Genomic DNA, 18,628 nt, shown 5'->3' on the forward strand with positions numbered 1-18,628 from the left:
AACGCTCCTCTACATTTATAGTCCCTTCCTGCCTATTCTCATGAAAAGCTTGATGATTTCGTTAGCAGCAAACGGCGTTATCGAAAGCAAGAGTACAATTACCCAGTCACGCTGCGAAAGCATCTGCACCTTGAAGGCACTGGTCATGAAGGGTATTGATACAACAGCAAACTGCAGTGCCAATCCCAGGCCTATGGCACCTATGAGAAATCTGTTTGAAAATGGTCCTATTTCAAGTATCGATTTTGTCGAGCTGCGCATAGTCAGGGAATAGAAAAGCTGGGAAGCCGCAAGCACCACAAACGCCATAGTCCTTGCGTATGTCAAGGCATATTCGGATATCCCTCTTGAGCCAAGGCTGTAGCCATACTCCGCAAGACCAAAATAAAAGGCAACCAGCGTAAGCAGCCCTATGAGCGCCCCGCCAAGCACAGCCCTGAATCCGCGCCCTCCTGCAAAGAAACTCTCATTAGGATCCCTTGGCTTCTTTTTCATGACATCCCTGTCTCCCGGCTCAATCCCCAGGGCTATGGCCGGAAAAGTGTCTGTTATGAGGTTGATCCACAGTATCTGCGTTGGCAGGAGGGGCACAGGCCACAGGAACATGACGGATGCTACAACCACTATGACCTCCCCAAGGTTGCACGAGAGGAGGAATATGACTGAACGCCTTATGTTGCTGTATATGTTCCTGCCTTCCTCTATTGCATGCACGATTGTCGTGAAGTTGTCATCAGTGAGAATCATGTCGCTGGCGCCTTTTGAAACGTCCGTGCCTGTTATGCCCATTGCCACGCCTATGTCGGCGCATTTTAGCGACGGTGCGTCATTGACGCCGTCCCCAGTCATTGAAACGATATTCCCTTTGGCCCTGTAGGCATTTACAATCCTCACCTTGTGCTCTGGCGAGACCCTTGCAAAAACCCTGTAGCCGCTTATTTTTTCTGAGAATTCCTCGTCTGAGAGTTCGTCTATCTCGGCTCCGGTTATGCTCTGCTCAATGGAATCCGCAATCCCAAGCTCTTTTGCAATGGCCACGGCCGTGTTCCTGTGATCTCCTGTTATCATCACAGGGCTTATTCCTGCCCCCTTGGCTTTGGCTATTGAGGCCTTTACCTCGAGCCTTGGAGGATCTTCCATGCCCACCATTCCAAGGACAACAAGACCGACCTCCATATCGGCTTCGCCAATTGGAGCTTCAACATACTTGTATGCGGCTCCAAGCACCCTAAGAGCCATGTCCGACATCTCTTCGGCAGCCTTGAGATATTCTGCCTTTAGTTCTTCCGTCAAGGGAATCACCTTCCCTCCAACAAAGGCGTAATCCGATATCTTGAGTATGTTGTCTATTGCGCCCTTTGTGTTTACTCTGTAGCCAACCGTCTCCTCGTTGAGTGTCGACATAAGCTTCCTGGAAGAGTCAAAGGGCTTTTCTCCCATTCTTTTGTGAGCAGAGTGAAGTTGCTTTCGTCCTATGCCGTGCCTTTCTCCAAGAATCACAAGGGCTACCTCGGTTGGATCCCCAGTGCTCTCGCCGTTTTCATAGGTGGCGTCTGAGCACAGCACAAGTGTCTTCATCAGCTCGATTTCGTCTCCAGATGCCTCTAGATTTTCTCCCTCCGCAGGCACATCTCTGGAGCCTCCCAGAGTAAACAGCTTTGATACGGCCATCTTGTTTTGCGTGAGCGTCCCCGTCTTGTCTGAGCATATTATGTTCACAGAGCCCAGAGTTTCTACCGCGGGCAGCTTTTTTACTATGGCATTTTTTCTGGACATCCTCGTCACGCCAAGTGCCAGCACTATGGCCACTATTGCCGGAAGCCCCTCGGGTATGGCTGCTACGGCAAGGCTTATCGCCGTAAGAAACATCTCAAAGAGGTCCCTTTTTTGAAATGCTGAAATTGCGAATATAAGTCCGCATATGCCCATCGCCATAAATCCTACAACCCTGCCAAACTCTGCAAGCCTTTGCTGAAGAGGGGTCATCTCCTGAATGTCTTCATCGAGTATGCTGGCAATCTTGCCGATTTCCGTCTCCATGGCAGTTGCCACGACAACACCTTCACCTCTGCCATATGTGACAAGTGTAGACATGTAGGCCATGTTTGTCCTGTCGCCCAAGGGCGTTTTCGGATCCGTATATATTTCTTCGGCACGTTTGTCATCCGGCACAGACTCGCCCGTAAGGGCAGACTCCTCTATCTGCAGGTTTACAGTCTCAAGCAGCCTCATGTCAGCCGGGACGAATCTCCCCGCATCAAGGAGTACTATGTCTCCCGGCACCACAAGAGCAGAGTCAATCTCGCTTGTTTCTCCGCCCCTCCTCACCAGGGCCCTGGGAGCAGCCATTTTCTGAAGAGCCTCTATAGCCTTCTCAGCCTTGAACTCCTGAATCACGCCGATTACCGCGTTTAGCACTACAACTGAAAGTATTATGGCTGCGTCGATATGCTCGCCAATGGCTATTGTTATAACCGCGGCGCCAAGCAGTACGTATATGAGCATGTCGTGTAACTGCTCAAAAAACATCCTTGCAACGCTCTTTTTGGGCTTCGCCTTAAGTTCGTTTCTTCCGTATTTTTCAAGCCTTACTTTGGATTCCTCCGCAGAAAGTCCCTCCTGCTTGCTCACACTAAATGCTTCAAGCACCTCCGCCTTAGATTTGGAATACCACATTCTGTCCTCACTTCCCTTCATGCAGCCTGCGCTAATCCCCTATTACCTTTACATATATCTTTCTGTTTCTTGGTCCGTCGAACTCGCAGAAATATACTCCCTGCCACGTCCCGAGCTTTAGCCTTCCATTCTCAACTATCAGATTGCACGACGAGCCCGTCAGTGAGGCCTTTATGTGCGCGTGTGAGTTGCCCTCAAAATGTCTGTATGATCCGTTTTCAGGAAACGCCTTGCTTAGCGCTGATATGATGTCATGTACCACATCGGGGTCAGCATTTTCATTTATAGTTATGCCTGCAGTAGTATGGGGCACAAATGCCACTGCTATGCCGTTTTTCACTCCGCTTTTGCTTATCTCTTCCCTTATTATATTTGTCACATCAACGAACTCCTGAGCCTTGCTTGTCCTTATGCTGTGTTCCATGGTCTAAAATCACGCCTTTCACCTATAATTTTGTGTTCTAAAACATAAGCCCATTTTCAGGGTGCGATGTTATTATACCCAAATAAATTGCTCGGTATAATCAGCCATCTGCTACTTAATACCCCAAAATATTTCAAATGCATTACATTTGCATTACATATTGGTAACCAATGGCTGCAATCAAACCTAAATGCTATACTTATTGCAAAGGAGGTTGTATATCAATGAAACGTTTAATTTCGGCTTTTGCCATATGCATTTTATTTGTAACGCTATTTTCTGCGCTTGCTTTTGCCGACTCTAAGAGCTACACAGTGTCACCGCAGGCGGCATACTTTAAAGATGTTCCAATACCCCTTTACGAGATTGACGGGGAAAAGGCTATAATGATCGAAGACCTTGAGAAATACGGCTACAATATGTCTTGGAGCGACTTTTCCAGGACGACCACCCTTGACTTCAACTCCGAAAAAACCGTTGCCGGCGGAGCGCTCCCCAGGTACACTGACGGCAATATATACGAAAGCGATATATCCATATACGTCAATTCAAAAGGAGTGCCCTCATTCAATACCGGTGGCTATTCGCTTGTAAGGCTTTCCGACCTTTCTGAAGTATTTGCGATATCAGAAAGAGACGGCGCAGTACATATTGACGCAGAAAAATACCTGCAGCTGTTAGTCAGCTCGCCGGTCGATATCCAAAAGCTTGCCAATAGCAAAGGCCTAGAATCACTCTCACTTGTAATCCAAGGGCCACAAAGGGGCGACATCAACTTTTCAGGACTTTCACAGCTGCCAAACCTCAGAGAGCTTGACATATTCATTGACTCCAACCTCGCAGAGTGCCTCGAATCAATAAAGGATATTCGCCAGCTTGAGTCACTGAGCATTAGTTTCAGCTCCATGCCGTTTGATTATGCCGGATACGACTGGATTGAATCGCTCACGTCGCTCAAGAAGCTCTCGCTGCATACTCCGAACGAAAATATATCATATGGGTTCCTAAGCAAGCTGCCTCTGCTCGAAGACTTGTCAATAGACCTTTTCAACAACAAGGACATATCTTTCCTTGAAAACCTAAAGGGGTTAAAGCGACTCGAGATAGACGGCGGTCTTTACGAGGATTTCTCAACACTTGGAAAACTGGATAAGCTGCGCGACCTCACACTCACAGACAACTATACCAGCAAGTACAACAAAATAGAGACAATTGCGAATATGAAGGCTCTAGAAAATCTAAGGATAGAAAGCGGCGGGATGATAGACCCCGAAAGAAAACCTTTTGATGGGATAGACTGGATTGGCAACCTTACTGAGCTAAAAAACCTTTGGATAAGAACTTGCGGCGTACAGGACATATCCCCTGTATCCAATCTGCAAAAACTGGAATCTGCCGACTTTGGATACAATAAAATTTCTGACATTAAGCCTGTTGGATCGTTGAAGAACCTGACCACACTAAAGCTCATGGGCAATCCGTTTTCTGATGTATCAGCCCTATCTTCGCTTTCCAAACTGGAAGAGGTGTACATAGGGCAATCAGATGTATCAGACATATCGGTGCTTTCGAATTTAAAAAAACTCAAGACCGTATCTGCTCCGTACGCTCAAATATCCTCCATAGAAGGCTTCAATAATCTTCCGGAGCTCAAAAGCCTTGATTTGAGTGTGAATGCCATCAAGCGCATAGGCAGCCCAAAGATTTTTCCAAGCCTTGAGGAACTTGATATGTCATATAATCAGCTGTCTAGCATTGACGGGCTTTCGAACCTGAAATCCCTCAAGAAACTAAACATATCAAGTAACTCCGTGTATTCGCTTGCGCCTTTGGCTAATACTCCTTTGCTTGAGGAGTTCAGCGCAGACAAAAATAAACTTGTATCCCTTTCATTAATTGAAAAGCTGCCAGCGCTGAAAATCCTTAGCATCCAGAACAACAGCGTCTCAAGCCTTGAACCCCTTAGGAATAGGCATTTCGAGCAGTTGAACATATTGGACAATCCAGTCAAGGATTATTCTCCCGTATACGATATGTACTACGGCAATATAGCAATGCCTCTACTAGATGACAGGGACGGAAGCTACACAGTAAAGGGCACTTTGATAGCAGACCCAGAGAAGGCCTCTACAGTCAATATATCGATTATGGCAATCGGAGCAAGAAACGAAACCCTACTTGCCCAGCAACCGATTCAGATGTCTGCAGGAACAAAAAACTATGACTTCACTATTCAAATCAAAAATAGCAGCTACAGCAAAAGCAGTGCATATTCTGTAAACTGGCTCGTGCTAACGGCAGAGTCACAAGACTCCAGCCTGGTGTCGCAGCCATATCTGCTGGAAAAAATCCGTTTCGGCAAGCAGGTTGTCGAGGAAGGTATAGTTCTGCAATTGAAGTAAGAAAGCAGGGGATTCCCCCTGCTTTTTGTCATAAGTAAGTATGTAATTCTTATCTAAATCTTCCCTGCCGGAAGTATTTCTACCCAGTAGTTGTCCGGATCATTTATGAAGTATATGCCCATGTCTTGATTCTCATAGCAGATGCAACCCATCTCCTTGTGCTTTTTGTAGGCATCATCGAAGTTTTCGGTTTCAAACGCTATGTGGAACTCGTTTTCGCCAAGATTGTATGGCTCAGTTCTGTCCCTTAGCCATGTAAGCTCAAGCATGTGAGGAGTCCTGCCGTCACCAAGGTATACAAGAATGAAACTTTCATCCTCAGGCACGTGCCTTTTGACTTCAACAAGCCCTAAGGCCTCCTTGTAGAACTTAAGGCTCTTTTCAAGGTCAAAAACGTTGATATTGTTGTGTGCAAATCTGAAATCCATTATAAAATCCCCCTTACTGAAAATTCATTTTTAATGCAGCATTATCTTTGCAATACCTTCAAGAGGTATTATATCACAGTAGCTCGCCTTTACACATGCACGTTATTACAGTGTCTGTGCCTGAATTCCATGGTGGCAATCATCGCTCTACTCATATTCTATTCTTTTTTTCACTATTTTAAACAGCTGCGACTGCACCTGCGGATAAGTCAAGCTTTCAGGAAGGTCCTCAACAAACTCGATTTTAGCTATCTCGTAATCAGGCAGCTGCGAAAGCTCCCTGATATTCGCCATATAAAACATGCTGAGCACCTTCCTGTCTCCCTCCAGGCTGAATGCCCCGATTTGCTCAATGTCGTAATCAGTGGCCCCCGTTTCCTCGTAAAGCTCTCGCCTGGCCGCCTCAAGCGGACTCTCTCCCGCCTCCCTGTGTCCCGCAGGCATCTCAAGCGTATCCCTTTCCCTGTGCCTGCAAAACACCCATTTGCCTTCATAGCGTGATGCAATAATTACATATTTTATAAGCTCTTCGTCTACCCTGTCATGAAATATAATCTTCATATCGTCTCCACCACATTTATTTGCAGCCTTGCCCGCTCTCCACATCACTAAGCTGTATGTCCAAAGCCTTAACCGAAATCTGAAGCTCGGTTACAAGCAAGGCGAGAGAAAGGATAAGCAGCACTAGGCTTAGTCCAAACACATAGTCTGCGAATATTATATTACCCATGAAAATTAAAAACATACATACTACGCAGAAGAAAAAGCTGAGGGCTCCGAAAATTTGCATATACTTTATTATGTGGAGCCTCTTTCTAAGGTTACATATCTGGGCCAATATCCTCTTATCCGCATTTTCTAATTCGCTGCTGTACTTTGAGTGAAGCTCGCGTACCAGCTGTGCCAGCACAAGGAACCTGCTCGTATACGCCAGCATCAGCAGAGATATTGCCGGAAAAAGCAGCGCAGGTGTTGTCAGTGTAAGTTCCATAAATATCCTCCAAAGTTTAGTTTACGTCCAGCAGCTTTTCGTAGACTGTCATATATTCTCCACCCACGCTCAGCTGATATTTCATGGTATAAACTCCTGTGGATGCAAACGTAACATCCTGTATTCCGAGAGTGTAGAGGAATCCGCTTTGTCCCTGCGGCATCAGGTATGGCTCATTCTGGGGCGAGGTATATATTGTGTTTCCTTCAGAATCTACTATTAACAGCCTGTCTACATACGATTTGCCTGATTCAAGCCCGCTCACATCAATATACGCATTGAAGCTGTAGGTTCCAGTTTCGAACCTGCTGAAGGGATTTCCAATTATCCTGTCTATCAGCAGTGTCCTGCCGTAGTCGTCCTGTATCTCAAGCGCCTGTTCAGGAGATTCGGCCTCTCCATAATAGTCGCAAAGTATCATGTCCACCTGCGGCTTTGTCACACTTGCCGTCCATGTCTTATCATCCCACTCCACAGCAAAATTGAGATTTTCCGCCATTTCCCTCAGCGGAAGCATTGTCGAGCCGTTGAAGTTTATTGCAGGAATGTCGCTCTTTACCTCCTTACCGTTGACCATTACCTTGACTATGGGGAATCCCTTGAAGAATCCATTGATGCCATTGGCACTTGCATACCCTCCCAAGAAAACCGTAATCCCCAAAGCTAGAATCAATATCTTATTCTTCATATAAAGCCCCCCTATTTTCAGCATTATCTGCGGCCAATTTTCCCGGAAATTCTTAAACTTTTTGTATTTATATCCAATTCCGCGGCATTCAACCCACATCATTTCATTCAGAGACTACCGCCGTATAATTTCTTTTTGTTTATGCCCACCGTAATATGGTAATTCTATATAATATACAACAACATGCGAGGTGGAATATGGATAGAGACGACTTTGGCTTAAGGCATCTTTCGATGCTTTCTGATTTTTATGAGCTGACAATGGCAAACGGCTATTTCGAGAACGGCATGGACGAGCAGACAGCTTATTTTGACATGTTTTTCAGAAAAATCCCCGACAACGGAGGCTTCGTGATAGCCGCAGGACTGCAGCAGCTTGTTGAATATCTCCAGAATTTGAGATTCAACGAAGACGACATAGATTTTTTAAGGTCCAAAGCTATTTTTTCCGAAAGCTTTCTCGACTATCTGCGGAATTTCGAATTCAAATGCGACGTGTGGGCAGTACCTGAAGGCACCCCCGTGTTCCCGCACGAGCCTCTTGTGAGCGTTAGAGGGCCTGTCATACAGGCGCAATTCATAGAAACCATGCTGCTCCTCATAATAAACCATCAGAGCCTTATTGCCACTAAAACAAACCGAATTGTAAGAGCCGCGTCAGGTAGGGCTGTCATTGAATTCGGCTCCAGGCGAGCCCACGGAAGCGACGCTTCGCTCTACGGAGCACGTGCCGCTTTCATAGGCGGCGCCGTCGCAACATCCTGCACTCTTGCCGACCAGAAGTTCGGAATACCCTCTGCCGGCACTATGGCACACAGCTGGGTGCAGCTGTTCGACTCTGAGCTCGAAGCTTTCAAAGCCTACGCCAGGATATATCCTAAAAGCTGCGTCCTGCTCGTAGACACCTACAACGTCATGAAATCAGGCATTCCCAATGCAATAAAAGCTGCCCGAGAAGAACTCCTGCCAAAGGGCTGCAGACTAAAGGGCGTTAGAATTGACAGCGGCGACCTTTCGTACCTTTCAAAGCAGGCCCGCAAAGCCCTTGACGAAGCCGGCTTTGCCGACTGCAAGATAATGGTGTCTAGTTCTCTTGACGAGGACATAATCCGCGAGCTAATACTTCAGGATTCGCCCATCGACTCCTTCGGTGTGGGCGAAAGGCTCATAACCGCTAAATCCGACCCTGTTTTCGGAGGCGTCTACAAGCTGTGCGCTGTGGAAAAGGACAACCATCTACTTCCCAGGATAAAGGTCAGCAACAACATAGAGAAGATAACGAATCCCGGTTTCAAGAAAGTTTACAGGCTGTATTCAAACGAATCCAACAAAGCTCTTGCCGATGTGATAACCCTGTTTGACGAAACAATAGACTCATCGGAGCCCTATGAGATATTCGACCCCCTCTTCCCATGGAAGAAAAGCATCCTGGAAAACTTCCATACAAAGGAGCTGCTTGTTCAAATATTTGACAAGGGCAAGCTGGTGTATAGCCTGCCATCAATGGACCAAATCAGGGAATACGCGGCATCAATGGCCGAAACGCTGTGGCCGGAGCTTAAAAGATTCGAGAACCCGCACCAGTATTACGTGAGCCTCTCGAGAAAGCTTTGGGAGCTCAAGGACGGCCTCATACAGGAGCACTCCCAAAAATAGACTAAGGCTGCAGCCTATCGCTGCAGCCTTGGTACTTCTATTATGAATTCGCTGCCCTTGTTTATTTCGCTTTCCACCCTTATGGTTCCATTGAGCGAAAGGACTATATGCTTTACTATAGCCAGTCCAAGACCGGTGCCTCCGATTTTTCTGCTCCTGGCCTTCTCGACTCTGTAGAATCTTTCAAATATCCTTGGAATATCCTGCATTGGTATGCCTATCCCTGTATCTTTCACTCTTATTTCAATTGAATTCTTTCTCTCCACAACAGACACAAAAATGCTGCCGTCCTCCGGAGTGTATTTGACAGCATTCTCGATAAGATTGAGAAACATCTGCTTTATGTAATCCCGGTTGGACGGTATAACTATGTCCTTCTTTTCGAAATAGTTGCTTATTTTGATGTTCTTTTTTTCAGCAAGCGATGCGATTATCTCGCATACCTCTTCATAGACCTCCCAAAGGTTTATGTCCTTGAGATTTGTGTTGTTTTTATTCTCGTTGCTTTCAATGAAGGAGAGGGTGAGTATGTCGTCTATGAGGTTTCTGAGCCTGTTTGTTTCTATCTCTATTATCTCAAGAAATCTGTTTCTGGCCTCAGGCTTGATGTCGTCGTATCCCTTGAGTGTCTCGACAAAACCGCTTATAGAAGTGAGGGGTGTTTTGAGCTCATGCGTTACATTCGCCACAAAATCCGACCTCACCATTTCAAGCCGTTTTCTCTCGGTAATGTCTTCTATGTTGATTATTGTTCCTATCGCCGTGTCGGCCTTATCCTCTATTATTATCGGATCGACCCGTATATTCAGGAAGTGACCGCCGTCATCCTCAATGGCCTGCATGGCACTTTCCCTTTTTGAAATGAGGTTCTTCATAACTGAAAGCATATATTTGTCGCGCACTATGAAATCCAGCACCTTGTCCTCAGTCTCATCCTTGCCGTACCTTAGAATCTCCTTGGCGCTTTGATTCATGAGCATTACGTTTTCTCTGTTATCTACTGCTATTATTCCGTTTGATGTGCTCTTGAGAATGGACTGCAGCTTAACATTATTGTCTTCGAGCTCAATTATGTTGTGCTTTATTTTTTTAACCATGTAATTGAAATTGTGTACAAGCTTTCCCAAATCTCCTGTCATGTCCTTTTTTATTTCGACCGAAAAATCGCCCTTGCTGACGCTGTCGGCGGCCAGCATTATGGACTTCAGGTATGACCTCAGAACCAGCAGATATCTGAGTGTGACGCTAAGACATATCACAAGGAATATTACAATAATGTACATGTCATCTATTGTTATGATGTTGAGCTTGTCATTCATTTGAATTTGTATCCCACCCCTCTTACAGTTTCAATGTATTTAGGCTTCTTGTCATTGTCTTCAATCTTTTTCCTCAAGTGCCTTATGTGGACATCAACAGTCCTGGTTTCGCCGAAGTATTCATATCCCCATATCTTATCCAGAAGGAAGTTCCTTGAGAGCACTTCTCCTCTTTTTTGGGCAAGCAGCTTTAGAAGCTCGAACTCCTTGAGAGTCAGCTCTATCTTGCTGCCATTCTTGTATACCTCGTAGTTTCTAAGGTCTATCTTGATCTCTCCTAGCTCTAATACCTCGTCCTTTTTTTCCTTTCCCTGCTCATATCTCCTCATCACAGCGTTGAGTCTTGCTATAAGCTCTTTTATGCTAAAAGGCTTTGTGATGTAATCGTCCGCACCTACATCAAGCCCCTTTATCTTGTCGTCCTCCATATCCTTGGCCGTAAGCATTATAATGGGCGTACCGCCAATCTCCTTGTCGGACCTTATTCTTTTGCACACCTCAAGACCGTTTATGCCCGGAAGCATCAGATCCAGAAGGACAAGGTCAGGCTTCATCTCCTTTGCCTTCAGATAGCCTTCCAGGCCGTCGTACTCAACCTCAACATCCATTTCGTTGAGCTCAAGATTGAATCTGATAAGCTCGACAATATTTTCCTCGTCATCTATAACAAGAACCCTCTTGTTCATCAAATCTCCCCCAAACTACTTTTGTTTAGTATGAAAGCCAGCCTCTTTGAAGTGGCATTGTCGCGCCTGTATGAATGAAGCTTGTCAGCACCACAATAGGTGCACACGTCAAGACGCCTTATGTTTGCACGATTTATGCCGCAGGCTGCAAGCGTCTCCTCGTTTATCCCCCAAAGGTCAAGATAATATCTTCCTTCCCTTATTATATACAAATGTGAGGGAATATTCGTAAACTCCAGGTTAAATTTGTCTGCGAGCTCCCGGTTGACCTCGTAGCAGCAGGGGCCTATCGAGGGCCCTATTATGCATTTTATGTCAGTCTTGTCGCAGCCATAGTTATCTGCCATAGACTCTACAAGCTTAGCCGCAAGCCTGCCGTATGTCCCCTTCCATCCGCAGTGCGCAAGACCCAACACACCTTTTTTTTCGTCTATGGCGGCTATCGGCACGCAGTCCGCAACAAATATCATTATTGGAGTGTCCGACAAGGATGTGATAATGGCGTCTGCCTCCTCGACTACGCCGACATCGCCTTCTTCTATCAGTCTTATTTTCGTGCCGTGAACCTGGGTGCTGTATGTCAGCCTGTCCCTGTTAAGATTATATTCCCTGAAAAACATATTTACGTCGTCTTGATTTTTCATGTCAACGCTTGAATCAGTAAAATAAGCTGCAATTCCCCCGCCAAATTCCATGCCCAGCTTTTCAAGATAGTTCACAGCCATCACCTTTTTTCGCCCAGAATTTTTTCAAGCTCCTCTAGAAAGGAGTTAACATCCTTAAACTGCCTGTATACCGATGCAAATCTCACGTACGCAATCTCGTCGAGCTCCTTGAGCTTTTCCATTACAAGCTCGCCTACCTTTGTGCTTACAACCTCGCTCGCGCCGCTTGAGCTTATGGAGCTTTCTATGTCGGCAACCGCCCTTTCCACATCCGCCAGAGCCACGGGCCTTTTCTCGCATGCGCGGAGTATACCCTTTATAATCTTGTCCCTGTCAAACAGCTCCCTTGTGCCGTCCTTTTTTATAACCATTATGGTGACATCCTCTATCTTTTCATATGTCGTGAAGCGTTTTTTGCAACTTTCACATTCCCTTCTTCTCCTGATGGAGTTGCCTTCGTCCGTAGGCCTCGAATCTATGACCTTCGATTGCATATAACCGCAATAAGGACACCTCATACATTCCCTCCCGCTATATTATTCTATATTATTAGTCTATAGAGCCATCTTATGTTCTATTGTACCACACAGGTCATAATTGTAAAAAAAAAGAAGATAAAATTATCTTCTTCTTCTTAAAAAAGTTGGTATGCTGAAGCTTCCGTCTTCTGTGTCTGCAAGCTCTTCAATCTCGCTCGATGAAGCCTCCTGCTCACTTAACTCGTCAGATTTTTGTTTTTCCTTTAGCTCAAAACCTGTTGCAATTACAGTTATCTTTATCTCGTCCTTGAGGTTCTCATCTATTACTGCTCCAAATATGATGTTTGCATCCTCGTCGGCTGATTCCTGTACTAGCGATGCAGCTTCGTTGACATCGTAAAGTCCAAGGTCCGGACCTCCTGTAATGTTCAGAAGCACTCCTTTGGCTCCCTTTATTGAAGTTTCAAGCAGCGGACTCTGTATTGCCTGCCTTGCAGCCTCTACAGCCCTGTCTTCGCCGTTGGCTCTTCCTATGCCCATGTGAGCAAGTCCCTGGTCCTTCATTATCGTCTTAACATCCGCAAAGTCAAGGTTTACAAGCCCTGGAACAGCTATAAGGTCAGATATGCCCTGTACACCCTGTCTTAGTATGTCATCTGCTATCCTGAAGGCTTCCAGCATTGATGTTCTTTTTTCAGCCACCTGAAGCAGCCTGTCGTTTGGAATTGTTATAAGTGTATCCACGCTGGCCTTGAGCGTATCTATTCCGCCAAGCGCATGGTTGAGTCTTCTTTTGCCCTCGAAAGTAAATGGTCTTGTTACAACACCAACAGTAAGGATTCCCATCTCTTTTGCTATGCTCGCAACTACAGGTGCAGCTCCTGTTCCTGTGCCGCCGCCCATTCCAGCAGTTACGAAAACCATGTCGGCTCCCTCGAGGCATTTTTGTATGTCTTCTCTGCTCTCTTCGGCTGCCTTTCTTCCAATATCGGGATCAGCTCCGGCACCCAGCCCTCTTGTCAGTTTCTCGCCGATTTGTATTTTTTGCTCGGCTTTTGATGTAAACAGTGCCTGTTTGTCTGTATTTATTGCTATGAATTCAATCCCTTTGACGTTGCCCTCTATCATCCTGTTTACTGCGTTGTTTCCACCGCCACCAACGCCAATGACCTTTATTTGAGCGAATTCATCCATCCCCATATCAAATTGTATCATTGATTATCCTCCTCGCTGTATGTATTGAACAAAGCTAAATATTATATGTTTATTTTACTCTCTTGCATGATATTAATACAACCCCCAAATATTAACTTGTCTTTTTTTTATCCATCATTTTGCCAAGAAGCACACGCCTTATCACTGCAAAGTTGTCGAACAGCCTTCCTCCGAAAACTATAATAGGCGCATAGTAAAGCGGCACTCCGAGCTTATCGCCCAGGTAGGCCAGAAATCCGGCAAGTATAGCATTAGTAAAAAAGCCCGTTATGAAAATCGAATTGTTGTATTTGCCCTCAAGGCTCGCCCTTATGGCCCCAAATACGGAGTCGAGCGAAGCCAGTATTCCTACCGATATATACAGTGTATAGCTGTCCGGGTAGGTAAACGGAATATAGAATCCTATGAGTATTCCCAGCACCAAACCGATTATTGCTGCAATCAAATTATTCACCTTCTTTTACATATCTAAAGTACAGTTCGCCGCTGTATTTTTCTATCTTCATTTCATCAGCTACGGCAATTTTAACATCTATGCCCCACACCTCTTTGAGTATGTAAGCATATGACTCTGGAGCAAGCATAGAGGCTTCAAGATGTTTCGGATCTCCTATAGCCTTTATTACAAAAGGCTGGCCGTATGTCGAGCCGTTTATTGTTATTGTGGGTCCGGCACACTTAATCTCCGAGGTGCTGATAACCCTCTCGCCATTTATTGATATGGCCTCCGCTCCTGCCACCTTAAGGTCATTGACTATCTCAAGTACGTCCCTGTCATGCACGAGTATATCGTTGGGATCTTCGCCGTCCTCAAGCTCGCGTTCGCCATCCTTGAGGCTGACTATTATGCCCGGTCCCATGACATCCTGCATGCCCGATACGAGCTTGAGCTTGTCATGTTCTTCCTTAATCAGGCTTTCAATAGCCTCGCCGTTGCTTCCTATTGCCCCTTCATACTTAACTATATCCTTTTTCCTCTCAAGAACCAGATCCTCCAGTTTTTTTACTTCGATTTCAGCCGAATCTATCTGGTATCCAAGCTCTCTTATACTGTTCAATGTAACAAACAGATTGTTTGGATCAGAGCTTTTAATCTGTATTGATATGGAAATACCAAATACAAACATTACTGCCACAAGCAGTATGGTTTCCATGTTAACCTTTTTCATTTTGTCACCCACAGTTCTAGCTCACAGGTTGCGCATACTTGAACTCTATTTTGTTTCCGTAACGTAAAATTTCAACAACATCCGCCTTTTTGACGTCCACCTTGAGGCCCGTATACTGCCTTATCTCCCACACTATACCGTATCTCATGTTAAGCGCAGCCTCCAGCGTATCGGCGTTGCCTATTGCCTTGATGTAATAAGGAGCCTTTACAGGCTTGTCATTTATTACGATGTTGTCACCCGCATCTGCCGAAAGGTGTATCTCGGTGCTGGCTACTATCCTTTCGTCGTTTACTGCTATAGCTTCAGCTCCTGCTGCGTTGAGCTTGTTGATGAGTGAAAGCAGCATTTCATAGTTGTATGTGAGCATCTGCTCGTCCTGTCCCGGCTGCGAAGCATCTATAATCACTTCGATTCCGGGGCCCACGACATCAGTATAGCCCGCTAGTATTTCATATCTTTGTATATCTTCCTTGAGATTCTTAGTCACAGTGCTGCTGCTCGCCTGCGATTCTTCATACGCCTTTATCTTGTTCTCTAGTATGCCCAGTTCCTCCTGCAGGTTCTCGCGCTTGTCCTTGAGCCGCTTGAGCTCGGCAGAAAGCTGCCTTGCCTTTTGCGAGGACACAACTCCGCCTGTTGAGGTTTCAGCTGTCTTGATCTGTATTGTCATCATGATCCCAAGCACAAGGCTAAGAAGCAGTATTGCAATCCTACCATTTTTCAAATCATTCACCATCCAGGGTCTGTTTATACACGGGATATCCGTTATACCTCATATCTATAACGCCATAATTTATATTCTTCTTGTAAAGGTCAATCAGTATGGCCCTAAGCAGCGGAATCTTGTAGTCCAGCTTCTGCGCATCTCCAAGCAGCACTACCACTCCAGTCATAGTATAAAGGCGTATATCCCCTTTTTTGTCTATCCCAATTTCAGAAATATTCTCTAGTATATTGCTGCCAGAACAGGTATTGAGCAGCTCTAACAGCTTAGGCATTACGTCCTTTTTCCCAAGCTTTATCTTGTTGCCTATCTTGAAATTTTCCATTTCAATTCCGGAGAGTATCGGCCTGTCGAGATTGTTGATATCATTTTCCACTCTCAGTACATTCCCCTCTTCATCTATGATAACATAGGAGCCCATATACGGTATACAAAATAATTCCATTCTTTCCATTACGTCTATTGTCAGCTTGTCCGGGAACTCCCTTTTAGCTTTGACATTTTTTACATAAGGATTTCCCTGCAGAGCCTTTTCAATTTCCGACAAATCATACAGAAAAATGTTGCCGCCCTTGGCTATTCCTGAGGCTTTTAAAAGCTCGCCCTTATTCAGCTTTATGATTCCGTTTACCTCGATGTCCTTGACGTTGAAATACCCGAACATTATAGCGGTGTAAAACGACGAAACCGCAACTACGAGTATCACAAGTGCTGTCATAATAATATTTTTTCTCAATTGTTTCACCCTTCGCAAATGTAAACATGCCGTCTGGTAGCCCTGCAGCCCAAAACACTACTTGTTTTTTATACCCTTTTTTTCTGCCATTAAGCTTTTAATTTGCTCGTATATGGTGTCAGACGCATGCGGATTCGAAATCCGGATACTGTTTTGGCTCATGCTCTCAAGCAGCTTTTCGTCGCTAAGTATGCTGAACACAGCCTCTAACAGGGTATCGCCGTTTAGGTCCTTCTCGAGTATCATTTCGCCAGCCCCTGAATTTTTTACGCTCCTGGCGTTGTACTCCTGGTGATTCTCGGCCGTGTAAGCCTTTGGTATTACAATCGAAGGCTTTCCAAGGCATGTGATTTCAGATATTGTTATTGCCCCCGCACTGCATATTACCAGATCGCTCGCTGCGAGTATATCCGACATATTATCTATATAGTCAGTCACCACTTGATAGCCTTTAAGCTCGATGCCGCGCAGCCCTTCCATGAACTCGTCATAGTGAAGCCTTCCTGTGGCGTGTACGAAAGCATAGTCCTCTGCTGCAAGTGCGGGAATCACACTCTTCATTGCGGCGTTTATAGTACCCGAACCACCGCTGCCGCCTACAGAAAGCACCATCTTCTTGCCTTCGGGTATGCCCAGCCTTTCCCTTGCCTGCGCCATGCTGGCGCTGGTTATCTCGCCCCTGACGGGATTGCCGGTCAGCACCACGCTCTTGCTCTTTGTAAAGAATCTTCTCGAATCGTCAAAGCTTATCAGCACCCTGTCGGCAAACCTCGAGAGGAATTTGTTTGTTATGCCTGGAAATGCGTTCTGCTCATGTATGAGCGTTGGTATCCCAAGCAGCGCTCCCGCCAGCACTACCGGTCCGCAGACATATCCGCCCGTGCCTATCACAACGTCCGGCTTGTTTCTTTTTATAATGGCAAGCGACTGCGCGAGCCCCTTCATAAACAGGGCCACTCGCTTTGCATTTTCAACCGAAAGCTTTCTTTGGAATCCCCTGACCTGCACAGTCTTGAATTCATATCCCTTCTCGGGCACTATCCTGCTTTCAAGGCCTTCCTTTGTTCCTATATATAAAATTCTGCTGTCATTTTCATTTTCCATTATCTTTTCAGCTATTGAAAGCGCCGGGTATATGTGGCCACCCGTTCCCCCTCCAGAAATAACTGCCTTCATACTATTCAGCTCCTATTCCATCTTGCTTATCCTGCCTGGTTTTTGCTTCATTTGCCCTTGAATACCTGGATACGTTCAGCACCATGCCCACAGCCGCCATTAGTATCACCAGGGATGTTCCCCCATAGCTTATAAACGGCAGGGGTATTCCCGTCGGAGGCATTGATGATGTTACAACTGCAACGTTGAGCAGCACCTGCACCCCTATCTGGGATGCAATACCTGTAACCAGCATGCACGAGAAAAAGTCAGGCGCGTTCATGGCCACCTTTATGCAGCGGTATATGAGGAATACGTACACCATCAAGATTATTATGCAGCCTATGTAGCCCAGCTCTTCGCCTATTATTGCGAATATGAAGTCGTTTTGCGGCTCAGGTATGTATAGGAACTTTTCATTGCTCCTTCCAAGTCCAAGCCCGAAAAGCCCCCCGGTTCCCAACGCATAAAGCGACTGTATTACCTGGTAGCCGTTCCCGAGTTCGTCCTTGAAGGGATCCATGAATGAGGTGACCCTCTTCCATCTATAGGGGCTTATGAATGCCAGTAGTCCACCCGCTGAAAGTCCCGCAGCCACGGTGCCTATAACATACTTAAACTGCAGTCCCGCCGCAAAAAGCATGCACACAGACGTGATTATTATGCTTCCCGCTGTAGAAAGGTTTGGCTGAAGCACTATCATCGCAAAGAAAAAACCGGCTATCATAATGGGATTCAGCGCCCCAAGCAGTGACTTTTGTATAAGCTTTGGCTTAATATATTTGGCTATGAGTATTATTGAGGCGAATTTTGCTATCTCCGAGGGCATTATTGTAAGCGGACCTATTAATATCCACCTCTGGGCTCCATTAAAACTTGTTCCAAGGGGAGTGAGCACTATTACCAGCAGAACCGCAGCTGTACCAGCAATCGTCCAGCGTAGCTTCTCTATCTTCTTGTAGCTGAAAAAGGACATAAAAATCATGACAATAGTTCCTAGGACTGCAAAGAAAATATTCTTTTTCAGGAAATGGTAAGGATCTCCATATCTTTGCGATGCGTTGACATAGCTTGCGCTGAAAACCATTACAATCCCAATGGCCACCAGCAGAAGCGTCGCTAAGAATATATACTTGTCGAACCCCTTGATTTTTACAGGCTTCCGCGTCTCCTTTACCTGCTTTCTTGTCCTTGTCATAATATGTCCCCCCAA

At 45.7% G+C, this 18,628-nt stretch carries 19 protein-coding genes; 2 read left to right on the top strand and 17 right to left on the bottom strand.

Annotation, left to right across the window (positions count from 1 at the left end; all coding sequences use genetic code 11):
* Nucleotides 1-15 precede the first annotated feature (15 nt).
* On the bottom strand, nt 16-2,697 hold the full coding sequence (locus GT589_RS07915; RefSeq protein ID WP_330582888.1) for a cation-translocating P-type ATPase: 2,682 nt from the start codon (nt 2,695-2,697) through the stop codon (nt 16-18).
* Between the two features lie 10 nt (nt 2,698-2,707).
* On the bottom strand, nt 2,708-3,100 hold the full coding sequence (locus GT589_RS07920; RefSeq protein WP_293398133.1) for a secondary thiamine-phosphate synthase enzyme YjbQ: 393 nt from the start codon (nt 3,098-3,100) through the stop codon (nt 2,708-2,710).
* A gap of 224 nt (nt 3,101-3,324) precedes the next feature.
* Here GT589_RS07920 and GT589_RS07925 point away from each other — a divergent pair, with 224 nt between their 5' ends.
* Nucleotides 3,325-5,502: a leucine-rich repeat domain-containing protein gene (locus GT589_RS07925; RefSeq protein ID WP_293398134.1), complete on the top strand. Its 2,178-nt coding sequence runs from the start codon at nt 3,325-3,327 to the stop codon at nt 5,500-5,502.
* 53 nt (nt 5,503-5,555) lie between these two features.
* Here the strand turns inward: GT589_RS07925 and GT589_RS07930 are convergent, their stop codons facing one another.
* From GT589_RS07930 to GT589_RS07945, 4 genes are all read right to left on the bottom strand, one after another.
* Nucleotides 5,556-5,930 carry a VOC family protein gene (locus tag GT589_RS07930; RefSeq protein ID WP_293398135.1) on the bottom strand — a complete coding sequence of 125 codons (375 nt, stop codon included), beginning with the start codon at nt 5,928-5,930 and terminating at the stop codon, nt 5,556-5,558.
* Nucleotides 5,931-6,077: 147 nt separating this feature from the next.
* Nucleotides 6,078-6,491, bottom strand: a complete 414-nt coding sequence (locus GT589_RS07935; RefSeq protein ID WP_293398136.1) for an NUDIX hydrolase — start codon at nt 6,489-6,491, stop codon at nt 6,078-6,080.
* A gap of 16 nt (nt 6,492-6,507) precedes the next feature.
* Nucleotides 6,508-6,921, bottom strand: coding sequence for a DUF2721 domain-containing protein (locus GT589_RS07940; RefSeq protein ID WP_293398137.1), 414 nt, complete (start codon nt 6,919-6,921; stop codon nt 6,508-6,510).
* 16 nt (nt 6,922-6,937) lie between these two features.
* Entirely contained in the window at nt 6,938-7,609 is a 672-nt protein-coding gene (locus GT589_RS07945) for a stalk domain-containing protein (protein WP_293398138.1), read from the bottom strand.
* Between the two features lie 197 nt (nt 7,610-7,806).
* Between GT589_RS07945 and GT589_RS07950 the strand changes: the two genes are divergently transcribed.
* Complete coding sequence (locus GT589_RS07950) at nt 7,807-9,264, top strand: nicotinate phosphoribosyltransferase (protein ID WP_293398139.1); 1,458 nt, start codon at nt 7,807-7,809, stop codon at nt 9,262-9,264.
* Nucleotides 9,265-9,278: 14 nt separating this feature from the next.
* Here GT589_RS07950 and GT589_RS07955 read toward each other — a convergent pair whose 3' ends face one another.
* The 11 genes from GT589_RS07955 to ftsW all read right to left on the bottom strand — a co-directional run bounded on the left by GT589_RS07955 (nt 9,279) and on the right by ftsW (nt 18,613).
* Entirely contained in the window at nt 9,279-10,583 is a 1,305-nt protein-coding gene (locus GT589_RS07955; RefSeq protein ID WP_293398140.1) for a HAMP domain-containing sensor histidine kinase, read from the bottom strand.
* A complete protein-coding gene (locus GT589_RS07960) occupies nt 10,580-11,269 on the bottom strand; it encodes a response regulator transcription factor (protein ID WP_293398141.1) in 690 nt (229 codons plus the stop codon). The genes GT589_RS07955 and GT589_RS07960 overlap by 4 nt, the downstream gene beginning before the upstream one ends.
* On the bottom strand, nt 11,269-11,994 hold the full coding sequence (gene pgeF / locus GT589_RS07965; RefSeq protein WP_293398142.1) for a peptidoglycan editing factor PgeF: 726 nt from the start codon (nt 11,992-11,994) through the stop codon (nt 11,269-11,271). The genes GT589_RS07960 and pgeF overlap by 1 nt, the downstream gene beginning before the upstream one ends.
* Nucleotides 11,994-12,452 carry a transcriptional regulator NrdR gene (gene nrdR / locus GT589_RS07970; RefSeq protein WP_293398143.1) on the bottom strand — a complete coding sequence of 153 codons (459 nt, stop codon included), beginning with the start codon at nt 12,450-12,452 and terminating at the stop codon, nt 11,994-11,996. Before nrdR ends, pgeF begins: the two co-directional genes overlap by 1 nt.
* A gap of 102 nt (nt 12,453-12,554) precedes the next feature.
* Nucleotides 12,555-13,628, bottom strand: coding sequence for a cell division protein FtsZ (gene ftsZ / locus GT589_RS07975; RefSeq protein WP_293398144.1), 1,074 nt, complete (start codon nt 13,626-13,628; stop codon nt 12,555-12,557).
* 91 nt (nt 13,629-13,719) lie between these two features.
* Nucleotides 13,720-14,082, bottom strand: a complete 363-nt coding sequence (locus tag GT589_RS07980; protein WP_330582889.1) for a small basic family protein — start codon at nt 14,080-14,082, stop codon at nt 13,720-13,722.
* Nucleotides 14,075-14,797 carry a DUF881 domain-containing protein gene (locus tag GT589_RS07985; RefSeq protein ID WP_293398145.1) on the bottom strand — a complete coding sequence of 241 codons (723 nt, stop codon included), beginning with the start codon at nt 14,795-14,797 and terminating at the stop codon, nt 14,075-14,077. Before GT589_RS07985 ends, GT589_RS07980 begins: the two co-directional genes overlap by 8 nt.
* A 16-nt stretch (nt 14,798-14,813) precedes the next feature.
* On the bottom strand, nt 14,814-15,524 hold the full coding sequence (locus GT589_RS07990; protein WP_293398146.1) for a DUF881 domain-containing protein: 711 nt from the start codon (nt 15,522-15,524) through the stop codon (nt 14,814-14,816).
* Between the two features lies 1 nt (nt 15,525).
* Entirely contained in the window at nt 15,526-16,260 is a 735-nt protein-coding gene (locus tag GT589_RS07995; RefSeq protein WP_293398147.1) for a cell division protein FtsQ/DivIB, read from the bottom strand.
* Between the two features lie 57 nt (nt 16,261-16,317).
* Complete coding sequence (murG, locus tag GT589_RS08000; RefSeq protein ID WP_293398148.1) at nt 16,318-17,436, bottom strand: undecaprenyldiphospho-muramoylpentapeptide beta-N-acetylglucosaminyltransferase; 1,119 nt, start codon at nt 17,434-17,436, stop codon at nt 16,318-16,320.
* Nucleotide 17,437: 1 nt separating this feature from the next.
* Complete coding sequence (ftsW, locus tag GT589_RS08005; protein WP_293398149.1) at nt 17,438-18,613, bottom strand: putative lipid II flippase FtsW; 1,176 nt, start codon at nt 18,611-18,613, stop codon at nt 17,438-17,440.
* Between the last annotated feature and the right edge of the window lie 15 nt (nt 18,614-18,628).

The organism is Peptoclostridium sp., from assembly GCF_009881055.1.
GTDB lineage: Bacteria > Bacillota > Clostridia > Peptostreptococcales > Peptostreptococcaceae > Peptoclostridium_A.